Raw genomic sequence first — 13,758 nt, 5'->3', positions numbered from 1 at the left:
AACAAGTTACGTTTTTATTCCTCGTAAATAATCGTATTTTTACCGCTTATTAAACCAAATCATTAATGGGTAAAATCATTGCAATTGCTAACCAAAAAGGTGGTGTTGGTAAAACAACAACTTCTATAAACTTAGCAGCCTCACTTGGTGTTTTAGAAAAAAAAGTCCTTCTAATAGATGCAGATCCACAAGCAAATGCCACATCTGGCATTGGTATTGATGTTGAGACCGTAGAAATTGGAACCTATCAACTTCTTGAACATTCTAATTCGGCCAAAGAAGCCATCATAAAAACAGAAACTCCAAATTTAGATGTAATTCCTTCTCACATAGATTTGGTTGCCATAGAAATAGAGCTTGTTGATAAAGAAAATCGCGAGTACATGCTTAAAAAAGCTTTGGAAGAAGTTAAAGATGACTACGATTTTATTTTAATTGATTGCGCGCCTTCTTTAGGACTTCTAACACTCAATGCATTAACTGCGGCAGATGCGGTAATAATCCCAATTCAGTGTGAATATTTCGCACTTGAAGGCTTAGGGAAATTGCTAAATACCATCAAAAGTGTTCAAAAAATACATAACCCAGAATTAGACATAGAAGGCTTATTGCTTACTATGTACGATTCTAGACTAAGACTTTCTAATCAAGTAGTTGAAGAGGTTCAAAAGCACTTCAACAATATGGTGTTTCAAACAATTATACAACGGAATGTGCGTTTAGGTGAAGCACCTAGTTATGGTGAAAGTATAATTAATTATGATGCGAGTAGCAAAGGAGCTACTAATTACTTAAGTTTGGCTAAAGAAATTATCAATAAAAACGCTTAATATGGCTAAGGCGACTAAAAAACAGGCTTTAGGTAGAGGTTTATCGGCTCTTTTAAAAGACCCAAGTAACGATATTCAGTCTGTTCAAGATAAGAATGCAGATAAAGTTATTGGAAGTATTGTTGAATTAGACATCGATTTTATTGAAGTAAACCCTTTTCAACCAAGAACCAATTTTAGTGAAGAATCTTTACGTGAATTGGCTTCTTCTATAAAGGAATTAGGCATTATTCAGCCAATTACGGTTAGAAAATTAGATTTCAATAAATATCAATTAGTTTCTGGAGAACGTCGTTTTAGAGCTTCCAAATTAATTGGTTTAGAAACCATTCCAGCATATATTCGAATTGCAAATGATCAAGAATCGTTGGAAATGGCTTTAGTTGAAAATATTCAACGCCAAGATTTAGACCCAATTGAAATCGCTTTATCATACCAACGTTTAATAGATGAAATAAACTTAACACAAGAGCAAATGAGTGAACGTGTTGGTAAAAAACGTTCTACTATTGCCAACTATTTGCGTTTGTTAAAACTAGACCCTATTATTCAAACGGGAATGCGTGATGGTTTTATCTCCATGGGACATGGTCGTGCTTTAATTGGTATTGAAGATCAAACATTTCAACTAGATATTTACGAAAAAATTCTTTCTAATAAATTATCCGTTAGAGAAACCGAAGTGTTAGTTCGCAATTTTAATAGTAATGTCGATGCAAAACCAACTACCCAAAAAGATACAGAAGGAGATGTTCCTAAATATATTAAAAAAGGGATAACAGCATTTTCAGAATACTTTGGTCACAAAATTGACGTTAAAGTTTCTAATAATGGTAAAGGGAAAATAACAATTCCATTCCATTCTGAAGAAGATTTTAATCGCATTAAAAAATTAGTTCAAGGTGCCAAATAAATTTATAACAGCAAGTATATTTTCATTACTGTTTTGTTTTTCATTATTAGCCCAAGACAAAGAAGAAAAAAATAAAGAGGAACTTCCAGAGGCTCTTGTTATTGAAGAAGTTCTCGAAGCAAGAGACCCTATTAATCCATTATCTCCAGCAAAAGCTGCTTTTTATTCGGCTGTGTTACCAGGATTAGGTCAAGCATACAATAAAAAATATTGGAAAATTCCTATTGTTTATGCTGCAATTGGGACAGGTGTTTATTTCTACGTTACTAATAACAAAGAGTATAACAGATATCGAGATGCTTATAAAAGTAGAATCGCTGGTTTTACAAATGATGAGTTCTACATAGACTCACAAGGAAATCAGCTTAGCACACCTAGAGTATCAGACGATGCATTACTAAGAGCGCAAAAACTGTTTAGAAGAAATAAGGAATTGTCACTTTTAGTTACGATAGGTATTTATGCTTTAAATATTATTGATGCTAATGTTGATGCGCATTTATTGCAATATAATGTAGATGAAAACTTATCTTTGGCACCTCATTATAAATTAAATGAGATTGATGCAACTAGCAATCTCGGGTTAACATTAAATTTTAAGTTTTAAATGAATATTGCTCTACTAGGATACGGAAAAATGGGTCAGACTATTGAGAAAATAGCAACTAGTCGTGGTCATAATATAGTGTTGAAAATAGATAAAGATGATACAGATTACGACATTACTAATGCAGATGTTGCCATAGATTTCAGTATTCCAAATGTAGCCTTTCAAAATATTTCTAATTGTATCAATAATAATATTCCCGTTATTTCGGGAACTACTGGATGGTTGGACAATTACGATAATGCCGTTGCTTTATGTGAAGAAAAGAAAGGCGCATTCATCTATGCTTCTAATTATAGTTTAGGTGTTAATATTTTCTTTGAACTTAATAAGACTCTCGCCAAAATGATGAGTACATTAAAGCAATATAATATTAGCATGGAAGAAATCCACCATACTCAAAAATTAGATGCACCTAGTGGTACTGCTATCTCTTTAGCTAATGACATTATTTCTCAGAGTGAAAAATATAAAGCTTGGGAATTAGATGGAAATGACAACACTAAAATACCTATTGCAGCTAAGCGTATTGAAGACGTTCCTGGAACGCACTCTATAAATTATGAAAGCGAAGTTGATGCTATAACTATTGAACATATTGCACATAATAGACAAGGTTTTGCCTTAGGAGCCGTTGTAGCAGCTGAATGGATTGTAGGCAAAACAGGTGTTTTCACAATGAACGACGTGTTAAATATAGGTTAATACAATCAAATCGTGTAACAAAAAACTTGTGTTTAGCTACTAACTAAAATATTTTAAATTTTCAATTATGACACTATCTCAATGGTTTATATTCATTTTAATTATTCAATTAATTCATGGATTAGGAACTTGGAAATTATATGTTAAAGCTGGTAGAAAAGCTTGGGAAGCATTTATACCTGTTTATAATGCTATTGTTTTAATGAAAATAATTAACCGCCCTTGGTGGTGGGTAATCTTATTGTTTCTACCCATTGTCAACCTCATTATGTTTATTGTGGTTTGGGTTGAAACGGCTAGAAGTTTTGGAAAAAACAAAACATTAGATACTTTTTTAGCAGTCGTTTCATTAGGTTTTTACAATTACTATTTGAATTATGTTGCCGATGTTACTTACGTAAAAGATAGAGATATTCAACCAAAATCTGGCTCAGGAGAATGGACAAGCTCTATTTTATTTGCTATTGTAGCTGCAACCATAGTGCATACTTATTTTATTCAACCATTTACTATTCCTTCATCATCGCTAGAAAAATCGCTTCTAGTTGGTGATTTTTTGTTTGTTAGTAAATTTCATTATGGTGCTAGAATTCCAATGACGACGGTTGGAGCACCAATGGTTCATGATACTATTCCTGTATTAAAATCGAAATCCTATTTATTTGATGACCATATTGGCAGTAGCTCCTGGAAAAACAAATTACAACTTCCTTATTTACGCATTCCTGGGTTTGAAAAAATCGATAGAAACGAAATAGTAGTATTCAATCAACCAGCAGATACCTTGTTGGACATGAACGATTTTCAGCCAGATAGAAACTACTACAAACCTATTGATAAGAAAACAAACCTTGTTAAACGTTGTGTTGCTGTTGCAGGAGATACGTTAGAAGTTCGTGATGGTTTTGTTTACATAAACGGTAATAAAAATGAATTACCAGATAGAGCACACTTACAGTTTAGTTACCTCGTTCAACCAAAAACTAATCAGTTTAGCCCAAAACAAGTAAAAGACCGATACGATATTACAGATGGCTTTGGTATTATGCCAAACTCGAATAATACATATTATTTCTCGGCCATTTCAGATGAGGCTTTGTCGAAATTTAAAAACCACCCGAATGTTGCTAGCATCACACCAAATAAAAAGGAAAAGGGCGTTCGTGACTCGAATATTTTTCCTCACGACCCAAATTATAATTGGAATGTCGATTTCTTCGGACCACTTTACGTTCCTGAAGCTGGAAAAACTATAGATATTAATTTAGATGTTTTACCGCTTTACAAACGTGTTATTACAGAATATGAGGGTAATTCACTACAAATTAAAGGAAATCAAATATTGATTAATGGTGATGTGTCTAGCACCTATACCTTTAAACAGGACTACTATTGGATGATGGGAGATAATCGCCATAATTCTATAGATGCGAGGCGTTGGGGCTTTGTTCCTTTCGACCATGTTGTTGGTAAGCCTGTATTTATTTGGATGAGTTGGGATGGCATCAAAAATCCACGTTGGGAACGTTTTTTTACAACTGTTAGCGGCACAGGAAAGGCAACGTCATACTTTATTCCGTTTTTGGTATTACTTTTCGGATGGATTAGTTATAGTAAATGGAGGAAACGCAAGAAAAAAAGTTAAGTTGTAAAGTCGTGAGGTGTTAAGTTGTTTTAATTCAATTAACATTTCATCTAAACAACATGCAGCTATACAAATGAACGCTTTAATACATCCGACATACCTTCCTAGCATAGCACACTTTGTAGCTATAGCAAGAGCCAAAGAAGTCTTGTTTGAAATGCATGACAACTTCGTAAAACAAACCTACAGAAACCGCTGCTATATTTATGGTGCTAACGGAAAACTAGCTTTAAACATTCCTGTAATTCACTCGCAAAAGAATCGCCAAAAATACCGTGGTGTAAAAGTCTTTCATGAAGAAAATTGGCAAAGTAATCATTGGAAATCAATATTATCGGCATATAGAACATCTCCTTTTTTCGAATATTATGAAGATGACTTAAAACCTTTATTTACAGAAAAAGTCGATTCAATTTTAGATTTCAACGTAAAATGTTTTGAAATAATTTGTGAGTGTTTACAATTAGAATTTAATATCTCTCAAACAAAAGTCTACGAAAAAACGGTTCAAGGTGTTAACGACTTTAGGCACCTTGTAAATGCCAAAAAAAAAACTATACATAGTTTTGAACCTTATACGCAAGTGTTTGAAAGTAAACATGGTTTTATATCGAATTTGAGTATTCTAGATTTACTTTTTAATGAAGGTCCCAATGCTATAAATTATTTAGATTCTCAAACTTTAAAATAATTCTAATGCTACAATCTGTTGCTCATTATGGATGTCATTTTCTTATTCCTTTAGTTGTTGCGTTAATTTGGTACAGAAAAACTTGGAAAACGGCTTTTATGATTATGCTTGGGGCTTTTATAATAGATTTAGACCATCTTCTTGCAAATCCAATTTTCGACCCAAATAGATGTAGTATTGACTACCACCCGCTTCACTCCTTTTTTGCAATTACTTTTTATTTATTTCTATTAATTCCTAAGAAATCAAGGTTGGTAGCTTTAGGTTTAGTAATTCACATTATTTCAGATGCAGTAGATTGTTCTCTTATGTTATTTTCCTTGTAAATCCTCAATGAAAAAGATTGCCACAGTCGATACCTCCTTCGCTATGACATAAAAACTTATAACTGTGACTGCGGCTGAATACTAATTATCTAAACTTAGCGTCGTCATCACCGGGTAATGATCTGAAAATCGCTCATCATAAGTTTTATAGCCATTTACTGAAAAGGCATCATCGGCAAAAATAAAATCAATTCGCACAGGAAAAAATTTAAAATCGTAAGTGCGTCCGAAACCATTTCCAGCTTTCTTAAAAGTATCGTTTAAGTCTCCTTTAATTTTCCGATAAACATAAGAGAATGCCGTATTATTAAAATCGCCACAGATTATCATTTTATATTTGCATTGCGATTTATGCATCAAAAAAAGCTCGGTTTGGAATTGTTGCATCTTAAATGTATTACCCACTCTTTTAAAAAGACGCTCAGAATCTTCTTTTTTTAAACTTTCAACGTTGGCGTTAATATGTAGTGATTCTAAGTGAATATTATAAACCCTAATCGTATCTGTATTCTTAAGTATATCTACAAAAACAGCATTATTTCCTGTATTTGGAAACTCAATAGAACCACTATTAACTATTGGAAATTGAGAAAAAATAGCTTGACCATACTTTGTTTTTTTTCCAGATAATTTTTCGAATTTATATTTAAAAAAAGATAAATCGATATTACTATGAGGATGATATTCCTGAATACTAAGAACATCGGGGGCTTCAGTTTTTATTAAATCAATAATTTTAGTTTCAACACCCTTCTCTGGAATCCAATCGTATAAATTAAATAGGCGCACATTATAATTCATTACTTTAAAATTACCGGCGCTTTCAATGTTTTCTGAAAGAGAAAATTTATATAGTGAACCAAAGAAAAAGTATCCAATTAAAAGTATCACAAATGATAGTATCAATTGCTTCTTTAGTTTTACCAACCAATAAACAAAAAATAAGACATTAGTTATAATAAGAAATGACACACCTAAATTAAGAACAGAAAGAACTGAAAAGGTCTTAGGTGGCAAGAAAGGCAGTGCATAAGACAATAATAATAAAATGGCAACACAAGCATTAATACTATATATAATTTTGTTTATGAAGCTTAATTTTTTCATGGTACTACTTACCTGCTTTAAACAAAAACTCCTTTTCTTCAGCAGTTAAACTATCATAACCACTTTTACTTATTTTGTCTAAAATAACATCAATTTTCTTTTGGTTATTAAACTCGTTAAAATCAGCTTTATTATAACCACCTACTTTACTTTTATTTTTATGAACTGTTTTTAATGGTCCTTTTTTGGATGTTTTGAAGAAGTTTGCAATTTTATCCATAAAACGTTCAAAACCTTTACCTATATCATTTCCTTTAATTAATTGTTTGGCATAAAAATATCCCAGTACTGCACCTCCCAAATGCGCTAAATTACCTCCAGTGTTATAACCGAAAAGTCCAAACAAATCGATTATAATAATAGCTACGCCAACATACCAAAGCTTTAAGTTAAATGTGAAAAAGCGCATGCCCTGATTTGGCATATAAGCACATAAAAATATTAGCAGCGCACGTACAGATGCGGATGCACCAACCAAGCGCGTTTTACCTAATAAATCTGGAAATAAGCTATACGCAAGTAAGTAAACTAGGCCTCCACAAATAGCTCCAAGAAAATAAATATTTAAAGCCAATTTTGGATTAAATAAATTGAGAAACCATTTCGCAATAACATATAGCCATATCATATTAAGAAGAATATGCAAAAAATCGTAGTGAACAAATGCATAGCTAATTATTGTCCAAGGCTGTATTATAAATTCTCCTAAAGTACTTGGTAATTCCAGCCAGCTAAGATTTGAACTAAATAGCAACCCTAAAACAAAAATCACAACGTTAATTGCGATTATTTTTTCTAAAACATTAAGTCTATTTAACTTATCCTTTATATCATCTGTCAAAGTCATAAGTCCCATCTATTTTTATTAAACTGTTTTTTTTTCCAATACCACATAATTAAAAAACCTGTTAGTGCTCCACCAACATGTGCGAAATGAGCTATGTTGCCGTATCCAAAAATTGATTGCCCGGATATACCCGAAATTAAATCAATTAATATGATTCCTGGAATGAAGTATTTGGCTTTTATTGGGATAGGAAGAAAAATCATCATTAGTTCTGCATTTGGATTCATCATAGCAAAAGCTGCCATAACCCCCATGATACAGCCCGAAGCCCCAACCATTGAAGCAAAGTATATTTCATTGAACTTTTGGCCTATAGCCGTAAAAACTTTTCCATCTTTAAATACATCAATAATTTGCTCATGTGTAGCTCCTAATTGTAGAGCTTGAGCCTCCATTGGAAGATACTGGAAATAGTAATATCCAATCTGCAATGCTACAGCACCCAAACCAGCAGAAATATATAAAAACAAAAACTTTTTGCCTCCAAGATATTGCTCTACAGGTGTGCCAAACATCCATAACGCAAACATGTTAAATAATATATGTGAAGGCCCACCATGCATAAACATATGTGTTATTATTTGCCATGGTTGGAAAGCTTCATTTTTGGGAAAATGCATAGCAAACCAATCATAAAACAATACACCATCTCCTATTGCTATGGTACCAATAAACATAATCACGTTAATGATTAATAAATGCTTAACGGTATCTGAAATTCTCATCATATATTATATAAATTTTTTATCCAACTCATCGACAGTTAATGTTATAAATGTTGTTCGATTAGTAGGTGAAACATTGGGTTCTTTACAGGCAAAAAGCTTGTTAACTAAATGTTCTTGCTCTTCTTTTAAAATAGATTGCCCTGGTTTTATAGCCAAACTTTTAGCCATCGATTTGGCTAACAAATCGGTAGTACTAAAATGACTATCTGGCACTTCATTTTCTATATCACTAATTAGTTGTTCTAATATAATTGATACTTCACTTTCTGGCACACTCAAGGGTACTCCTGTTATTTCAACCGTTTCTTCAGAAATGCTAGAGAATATAAATCCTGTATTCTCTAAATCTTCCTTTAAATTATCTATAATAGTTGTTTCTTGATTGGAAAAATGTAACTCTAAAGGAAATAATAATTGCTGACTAACCGCTTTTTTAACTGTAATATGCTGAAGAAAATCTTCGTACAAAATCCGTTGATGCGCCCTATTTTGATCTATGACCAATATGCCAGATTTAATAGTACTTACTATATATTTATTATGAAGTTGATAGGTGGAATTGCCGTTATCAATGGTTTTATCACTTTGGAAAATTGAAGCAGTGGCTTCTTCAGTTTCAAAATTAACATCTCCAAAGTCACTTTCAATATTATCATTATTAGTATCTAAACCTTGATACAAACTTTCCCACCCAGCCGAAGCTTCTTTCTTATAAGATATGGTGGATGTAAACGATCTTTTTTCCTCTTGAAATGGATTGAATTCTTTGTCAACTTCTACTTTTGGAACAGCGACAGCTCCTTGATTATACTTGTACGGTGTATCTAGAGTATTATCACGCTCAAAATCTAAAACTGGAGCAATATTAAACTGTCCTAAACTATGCTTAACAGCAGAACGCAGTAATGCATAAAGTGTATGCTCATCATCAAATTTAATTTCTGTTTTAGTTGGATGAATATTAATATCTATGGTTTGCGGATCGACTTCTAGGTTCAAAAAATAACTGGCGTGTGTTCCATTTTTCAACAAACCTTCAAATGCTGAAGCAATGGCATGATTTAAATAAGCACTTTTAATAAATCGATTGTTTACAAAGAAGTATTGCTCGCCCCTAGTTCGTTTAGCAAACTCAGGTTTACCCACAAATCCCGAAATTTTAAGCACTTCTGTTTCTTCTTCAACGGGTACTAATTTTTCGTTAGTCTTATTTCCAAAAATATTAACGATACGCTGTCTATAATTGCTAACAGGCAAACTAAATGTCTCACTTCCATTATTGTAAAGCGCAAACTGAATATTAGGATGTGCTAAAGCAACACGCTGAAACTCGTCGATTACATGTCTTAATTCTACAGTATTAGATTTCAAAAAATTACGTCTTGCGGGAATATTAAAAAACAAATTCTTTACAGCGATTGATGTTCCCTTGGGGGTTACAACCACTTCTTGACCTACAACATTACTACCTTCAATTTCTATGTTAGTTCCAACTTCGTCTTGCTCTTGTTTTGTTTTTAACTCCACATGTGCAATGGCTGCTATACTTGCCAAAGCTTCACCACGAAACCCTTTGGTATGTAATTTAAAAAGGTCGTCTGCAGTTCTAATTTTGGATGTCGCATGACGTTCAAAACTTAAACGCGCATCGGTTGTACTCATCCCCTTTCCGTCGTCAATAACCTGAACAAGGGTTTTTCCTGCGTCTTTTATAATAAGTTTAATTGTGTTGGCTCCAGCATCAATAGCGTTTTCAAGTAACTCCTTTACTACCGATGCGGGACGTTGAACAACTTCTCCAGCGGCAATTTGATTTGCAACATGATCTGGTAATAGCTGTATAATGTCTGCCATAAATTACTTAGAAAAGAATATAGATAAATCGAAATCGATTATGAAAAGAAAAACCAAAACTAAAGCAGCGATTATAATTATAATGCGTCTGTTGGCTTCTCTATCTGGGTTGTTTTTTAAATCGTCCAAAGCATTAGTAAACTTTGTTTTAAGTCCGTTATTGCTCCCAACGGTTTTTCTATAGTCATCAAATTTATGCTTGATTTCAAAAGGACTTCCTTCTTCGCTACCTTTATAATAACGCGGTGTATAATTAAATTTTTTGTTCTTACGAAGTTTTAAAATTCCCATGATTTCTAAGCTTTTAAATTAATTGATTTTTGAATCGAGTATAAACATACAAATCAATAATAATACCAAAACAATAATTAACGTCCGCATAGACATACCTCCTCTCCGCTTTCTAGATCTTCCCACTTTCCATCTAGAAACAAAATCTGGTTTATCCTTAGATTCATTTAAGGGGTTGCTTTCTTGATCTTGCGAAAACCTAGGTTTATAATTAAAGGTTTTATGCTTACGTTGTTTAAACAAAGTCTCTAGTGCTTATCTTTCAAAAATACTCAAAAAGGTGTAGAAACAGCGAATTGAAACGCTAAAAATTGTTAACAAAATACTTGAAGTAAATTCCAAATAAAGCAAAGAAGCTCAAGAATATATTTTTAGGATTTTAATAAAGCTTAACTATTTTTCCTTAGCTCTGCCATTTTAATAGCCGCAATGGCAGCTTCGGTTCCTTTATTACCGTGCTTACCTCCAGACCTTTCTTGTGCCTGTTGCAAGGTATTATCTGTAAGAACACAGAATATCACTGGTGTTTCGCGAATAATATTGAGGTCTTTTATTCCTTGCGAAACTGCTTCGCAAACAAAATCGAAATGTTTGGTTTCTCCTTGAATAACACTACCAATTGCAATTACGGCGTTTACCATTTGTTCCTGCATTTTCTTGCTACCATAAATTAATTCAAAACTTCCTGGAACATCCCATCGAACAATATTATTGGGTAAAACCCCATTTTCGATTAAAGTATTGTAAGCTCCTTGATATAGGCCTTCTGTAATGGTATCATTCCATTCTGAAACAACAATCCCAAACCGAAATTTATTCGCGTTTGGGATTGTTGTTTTATCGTAATCGGATAAATTTTTATTTACCGTAGCCATATTATTTATTCGCTAATACTTGCGCTTTTCCTATAAAGACATCAACAGTTGATGCTTCAGTAGAATTTGGAAATTCATCCTTAATGCGCTCAAAATATGCCAAAGCTTTATTTGCTTTTCCTAAATCTAAAGCAATTGTTCCAGCTTTATATAAATACATAGGTGTAGTATATTCGTTACTACGCATTGCAGCTGCTTGATCGTAATAACCTAATGCATCTTCTTGTTGATTTAATTGCACAAAGGCATCACCAATATTTCCTTTTGCCAAAGGCGCCAAAATTTCATCATCGCTTTCAAAATCACTCAAATGAGTAACAGCATTTTTATAATCTTTTAATCTTAAATAAGCAGTACCCGCATAATAACTAGCTAGATTAGCCGATTTAGTACCACCATATTCATTAATAATATCTAGTAAGCCAAATTTTCCTTCACCCCCATTTAATGCTAAATTGTAAAGCGAATCTTTCTCAGTTCCGTTTACAGCTTCATTAAAATATTTCTGCGCTTGGAACATATCGTTCATGGCTTCCACTTGTTTAGGTTTCGCTACATATTCATTATAACCTAAATAGCCTAAAACAATTGCAGCAACAATTCCTATGATAACAAATATATACTTCTGATTTTTCTCAACAAACGCTTCTGTTTTTGATGCTGTTTCGTCAAGTGTGTTAAAAACTTCAGCCGTTGTTGAGCCGGCTTCTATATTTTGTTCTTTCTCACCTTTAGTTTTTGCTTTGTATTTTTTCTTGTAAGTTGCCATTCTATACTTTCTAATTAATGTGGCGCAAAAATATAATTTTTCTTAAGAACTAAAAGGGTATTTATTTGATATTTTTCAATAATTTGCACTTCTTTTTAGGAGTTTAGCCACCAAATACGCTTTAAGTTGTTTTTTGTATGATTTTAAAATCACTTTCATTACTTAATTATAAAAATTTCGATAGTAAATCATTCATTTTCAACGAGAAAATAAATTGTATTGTTGGCAATAATGGTATTGGTAAAACTAATGTGTTGGATTCAATTTATCATTTATCCTTTGGAAAAAGTTATTTTAATCCTGTAGCCACACAAAATATTAAACATGGTGAAGATTTTTTTGTAGTCAATGGTGACTATCAAAAACTTGATAAGGAAGAAAAAGTTATTGTTAGTTTGAAACGAGGTCAAAAAAAAGTGATAAAACGCAATGCTAAAGTTTACGATAAATTTAGCGAGCACATTGGTTTTTTACCATTAGTAATAATATCTCCCGCAGACAGGGATCTTATTACTGATGGCAGTGATACACGCCGCAAATTTATAGACAGTGTCATATCTCAAAGTAACAAAAACTATTTAAGTAATTTAATAAAGTACAATAAAGTACTAGCACAAAGGAATGCTTTACTAAAATATTTCGCATTAAACCACACGTATAATAGCGATACCGTAGATGTTTATAACACCCAATTGAACGAATACGGAACAGAAATTTTTAAAAAGCGTAATGAATTTTTAGAAGCTTTTATTCCAATTTTTAAAATGCGCTATGAAGCGATTAGTAATGGTAAGGAGCTAGTTGATTTAGTTTATAGTAGCGATTTGCTTGAAGACCACCTTGATAGTCTTTTAAGACGTGCAATAAATAAAGACAAGGCTTTGCAATATACCAGTGTTGGTATTCATAAAGATGATTTACATTTTAATATAGGAGGACACCCTATTAAAAAGTTTGGTAGCCAAGGACAGCAAAAATCATTTTTAATTGCTCTAAAGCTGGCACAATTCGATTTTATAAAAGAACAAAGTGGTGTAAACCCTATTTTATTGCTTGATGATATTTTTGATAAGTTAGACGAACAACGTGTTTCTCAAATCATTAAATTAGTGGATGATGAAAACTTCGGACAAATTTTTATAAGTGATACACACGCAGAACGAACTGAAAATGCTGTGAAGCAAGTACATCAGTCTTATGAGATTTTTAAATTGTAATTTAGAATTATGGCAAAACGCAATAACGAACATAGAAGCATCTCTGATGCTTTAAAAGAATTTGTTGAAACCAACAAGCTTGAGAAAGGTTTGAATAAGGTGAATGTTGCAGATGCATGGGTAAAGCTTATGGGCAATGGTGTTAATAATTATACAACAGGTGTTCAATTGGAACGTAACACGCTATACATTCAATTAAGCTCTAGTGTTTTGAGGGAGGAATTAAGTTATGGAAAACAAAAAATTATAACCATGCTTAACGAAGAAATAGGTAAAGAAATCGTTAAGAAATTGATTCTACGATGATTACGAATAAAAAATATTTTTAAAAAAGATACCTAAAAGCGAAAACA

The 13,758-nt window shown here is 32.5% G+C and carries 16 protein-coding genes; 9 read left to right on the top strand and 7 right to left on the bottom strand.

What is annotated here, in order from left to right; genetic code table 11:
- Window positions 1-65 precede the first annotated feature (65 nt).
- From AC2D6V_RS08415 to AC2D6V_RS08385, 7 genes are all read left to right on the top strand, one after another.
- Window positions 66-830: a ParA family protein gene (locus tag AC2D6V_RS08415; protein WP_484647648.1), complete on the top strand. Its 765-nt coding sequence runs from the start codon at window positions 66-68 to the stop codon at window positions 828-830.
- A 1-nt stretch (window position 831) separates the two neighbouring features.
- A complete protein-coding gene (locus tag AC2D6V_RS08410) occupies window positions 832-1,743 on the top strand; it encodes a ParB/RepB/Spo0J family partition protein (RefSeq protein ID WP_484647647.1) in 912 nt (303 codons plus the stop codon).
- Window positions 1,733-2,350 (top strand): DUF5683 domain-containing protein, encoded by a 618-nt coding sequence (locus tag AC2D6V_RS08405; protein WP_484647646.1) that lies wholly within the window; start codon window positions 1,733-1,735, stop codon window positions 2,348-2,350. Before AC2D6V_RS08410 ends, AC2D6V_RS08405 begins: the two co-directional genes overlap by 11 nt.
- Window positions 2,351-3,055, top strand: coding sequence for a 4-hydroxy-tetrahydrodipicolinate reductase (dapB, locus tag AC2D6V_RS08400; protein WP_484647645.1), 705 nt, complete (start codon window positions 2,351-2,353; stop codon window positions 3,053-3,055).
- Between the two features lie 67 nt (window positions 3,056-3,122).
- Window positions 3,123-4,700 carry a signal peptidase I gene (gene lepB / locus AC2D6V_RS08395; protein WP_484647644.1) on the top strand — a complete coding sequence of 526 codons (1,578 nt, stop codon included), beginning with the start codon at window positions 3,123-3,125 and terminating at the stop codon, window positions 4,698-4,700.
- Window positions 4,701-4,773: 73 nt separating this feature from the next.
- Window positions 4,774-5,391, top strand: coding sequence for a WbqC family protein (locus tag AC2D6V_RS08390; protein ID WP_484647643.1), 618 nt, complete (start codon window positions 4,774-4,776; stop codon window positions 5,389-5,391).
- A gap of 5 nt (window positions 5,392-5,396) precedes the next feature.
- On the top strand, window positions 5,397-5,717 hold the full coding sequence (locus tag AC2D6V_RS08385; RefSeq protein WP_484647642.1) for a DUF6122 family protein: 321 nt from the start codon (window positions 5,397-5,399) through the stop codon (window positions 5,715-5,717).
- Window positions 5,718-5,798: 81 nt separating this feature from the next.
- Here the strand turns inward: AC2D6V_RS08385 and AC2D6V_RS08380 are convergent, their stop codons facing one another.
- The 7 genes from AC2D6V_RS08380 to AC2D6V_RS08350 form a co-directional block, all read right to left on the bottom strand.
- The gene (locus AC2D6V_RS08380; protein WP_484647641.1) at window positions 5,799-6,824 is read right to left on the bottom strand and encodes an endonuclease/exonuclease/phosphatase family protein; all 1,026 of its coding nucleotides are present in this window, start codon (window positions 6,822-6,824) and stop codon (window positions 5,799-5,801) included.
- Between the two features lie 4 nt (window positions 6,825-6,828).
- A complete protein-coding gene (locus AC2D6V_RS08375; protein ID WP_484647640.1) occupies window positions 6,829-7,671 on the bottom strand; it encodes a rhomboid family intramembrane serine protease in 843 nt (280 codons plus the stop codon).
- Complete coding sequence (locus AC2D6V_RS08370; protein ID WP_484647639.1) at window positions 7,668-8,399, bottom strand: rhomboid family intramembrane serine protease; 732 nt, start codon at window positions 8,397-8,399, stop codon at window positions 7,668-7,670. Before AC2D6V_RS08370 ends, AC2D6V_RS08375 begins: the two co-directional genes overlap by 4 nt.
- A 3-nt stretch (window positions 8,400-8,402) precedes the next feature.
- Window positions 8,403-10,253, bottom strand: coding sequence for a DNA mismatch repair endonuclease MutL (gene mutL / locus AC2D6V_RS08365; protein ID WP_484647638.1), 1,851 nt, complete (start codon window positions 10,251-10,253; stop codon window positions 8,403-8,405).
- Window positions 10,254-10,256: 3 nt separating this feature from the next.
- Window positions 10,257-10,544, bottom strand: coding sequence for a riboflavin synthase subunit beta (locus AC2D6V_RS08360; RefSeq protein ID WP_484647637.1), 288 nt, complete (start codon window positions 10,542-10,544; stop codon window positions 10,257-10,259).
- 389 nt (window positions 10,545-10,933) lie between these two features.
- Window positions 10,934-11,419 (bottom strand): 6,7-dimethyl-8-ribityllumazine synthase, encoded by a 486-nt coding sequence (gene ribH / locus AC2D6V_RS08355; RefSeq protein ID WP_484647636.1) that lies wholly within the window; start codon window positions 11,417-11,419, stop codon window positions 10,934-10,936.
- Between the two features lies 1 nt (window position 11,420).
- The gene (locus AC2D6V_RS08350) at window positions 11,421-12,188 is read right to left on the bottom strand and encodes a tetratricopeptide repeat protein (protein ID WP_484647635.1); all 768 of its coding nucleotides are present in this window, start codon (window positions 12,186-12,188) and stop codon (window positions 11,421-11,423) included.
- A 137-nt stretch (window positions 12,189-12,325) separates the two neighbouring features.
- Here AC2D6V_RS08350 and recF point away from each other — a divergent pair, with 137 nt between their 5' ends.
- Together recF and AC2D6V_RS08340 are read left to right on the top strand one after the other, a co-directional pair.
- Window positions 12,326-13,405: a DNA replication/repair protein RecF gene (gene recF, locus AC2D6V_RS08345; protein ID WP_484647634.1), complete on the top strand. Its 1,080-nt coding sequence runs from the start codon at window positions 12,326-12,328 to the stop codon at window positions 13,403-13,405.
- A 9-nt stretch (window positions 13,406-13,414) separates the two neighbouring features.
- Complete coding sequence (locus AC2D6V_RS08340; protein WP_484647633.1) at window positions 13,415-13,711, top strand: DciA family protein; 297 nt, start codon at window positions 13,415-13,417, stop codon at window positions 13,709-13,711.
- Window positions 13,712-13,758: the final 47 nt, after the last annotated feature.

The sequence above is a fragment of the Algibacter sp. YIN40 genome (assembly GCF_057219435.1).
This window is presented reverse-complemented; position numbering and strand designations above follow the sequence as displayed.

Bases quoted from the DNA above. Each gene is read 5' to 3' on its own strand.
- AC2D6V_RS08390 (WP_484647643.1), top strand. From the start codon at position 4,774: ATGAACGCTTTAATACATCCGACATACCTTCCTAGCATAGCACACTTT.
- AC2D6V_RS08350 (WP_484647635.1), bottom strand. From the start codon at position 12,188: ATGGCAACTTACAAGAAAAAATACAAAGCAAAAACTAAAGGTGAGAAA.
- AC2D6V_RS08410 (WP_484647647.1), top strand. From the start codon at position 832: ATGGCTAAGGCGACTAAAAAACAGGCTTTAGGTAGAGGTTTATCGGCT.
- dapB (WP_484647645.1), top strand. From the start codon at position 2,351: ATGAATATTGCTCTACTAGGATACGGAAAAATGGGTCAGACTATTGAG.
- AC2D6V_RS08415 (WP_484647648.1), top strand. From the start codon at position 66: ATGGGTAAAATCATTGCAATTGCTAACCAAAAAGGTGGTGTTGGTAAA.
- ribH (WP_484647636.1), bottom strand. From the start codon at position 11,419: ATGGCTACGGTAAATAAAAATTTATCCGATTACGATAAAACAACAATC.
- AC2D6V_RS08375 (WP_484647640.1), bottom strand. From the start codon at position 7,671: ATGACTTTGACAGATGATATAAAGGATAAGTTAAATAGACTTAATGTT.
- lepB (WP_484647644.1), top strand. From the start codon at position 3,123: ATGACACTATCTCAATGGTTTATATTCATTTTAATTATTCAATTAATT.
- AC2D6V_RS08380 (WP_484647641.1), bottom strand. From the start codon at position 6,824: ATGAAAAAATTAAGCTTCATAAACAAAATTATATATAGTATTAATGCT.
- AC2D6V_RS08340 (WP_484647633.1), top strand. From the start codon at position 13,415: ATGGCAAAACGCAATAACGAACATAGAAGCATCTCTGATGCTTTAAAA.
- AC2D6V_RS08360 (WP_484647637.1), bottom strand. From the start codon at position 10,544: ATGGGAATTTTAAAACTTCGTAAGAACAAAAAATTTAATTATACACCG.
- AC2D6V_RS08370 (WP_484647639.1), bottom strand. From the start codon at position 8,399: ATGATGAGAATTTCAGATACCGTTAAGCATTTATTAATCATTAACGTG.
- AC2D6V_RS08385 (WP_484647642.1), top strand. From the start codon at position 5,397: ATGCTACAATCTGTTGCTCATTATGGATGTCATTTTCTTATTCCTTTA.
- mutL (WP_484647638.1), bottom strand. From the start codon at position 10,253: ATGGCAGACATTATACAGCTATTACCAGATCATGTTGCAAATCAAATT.
- recF (WP_484647634.1), top strand. From the start codon at position 12,326: ATGATTTTAAAATCACTTTCATTACTTAATTATAAAAATTTCGATAGT.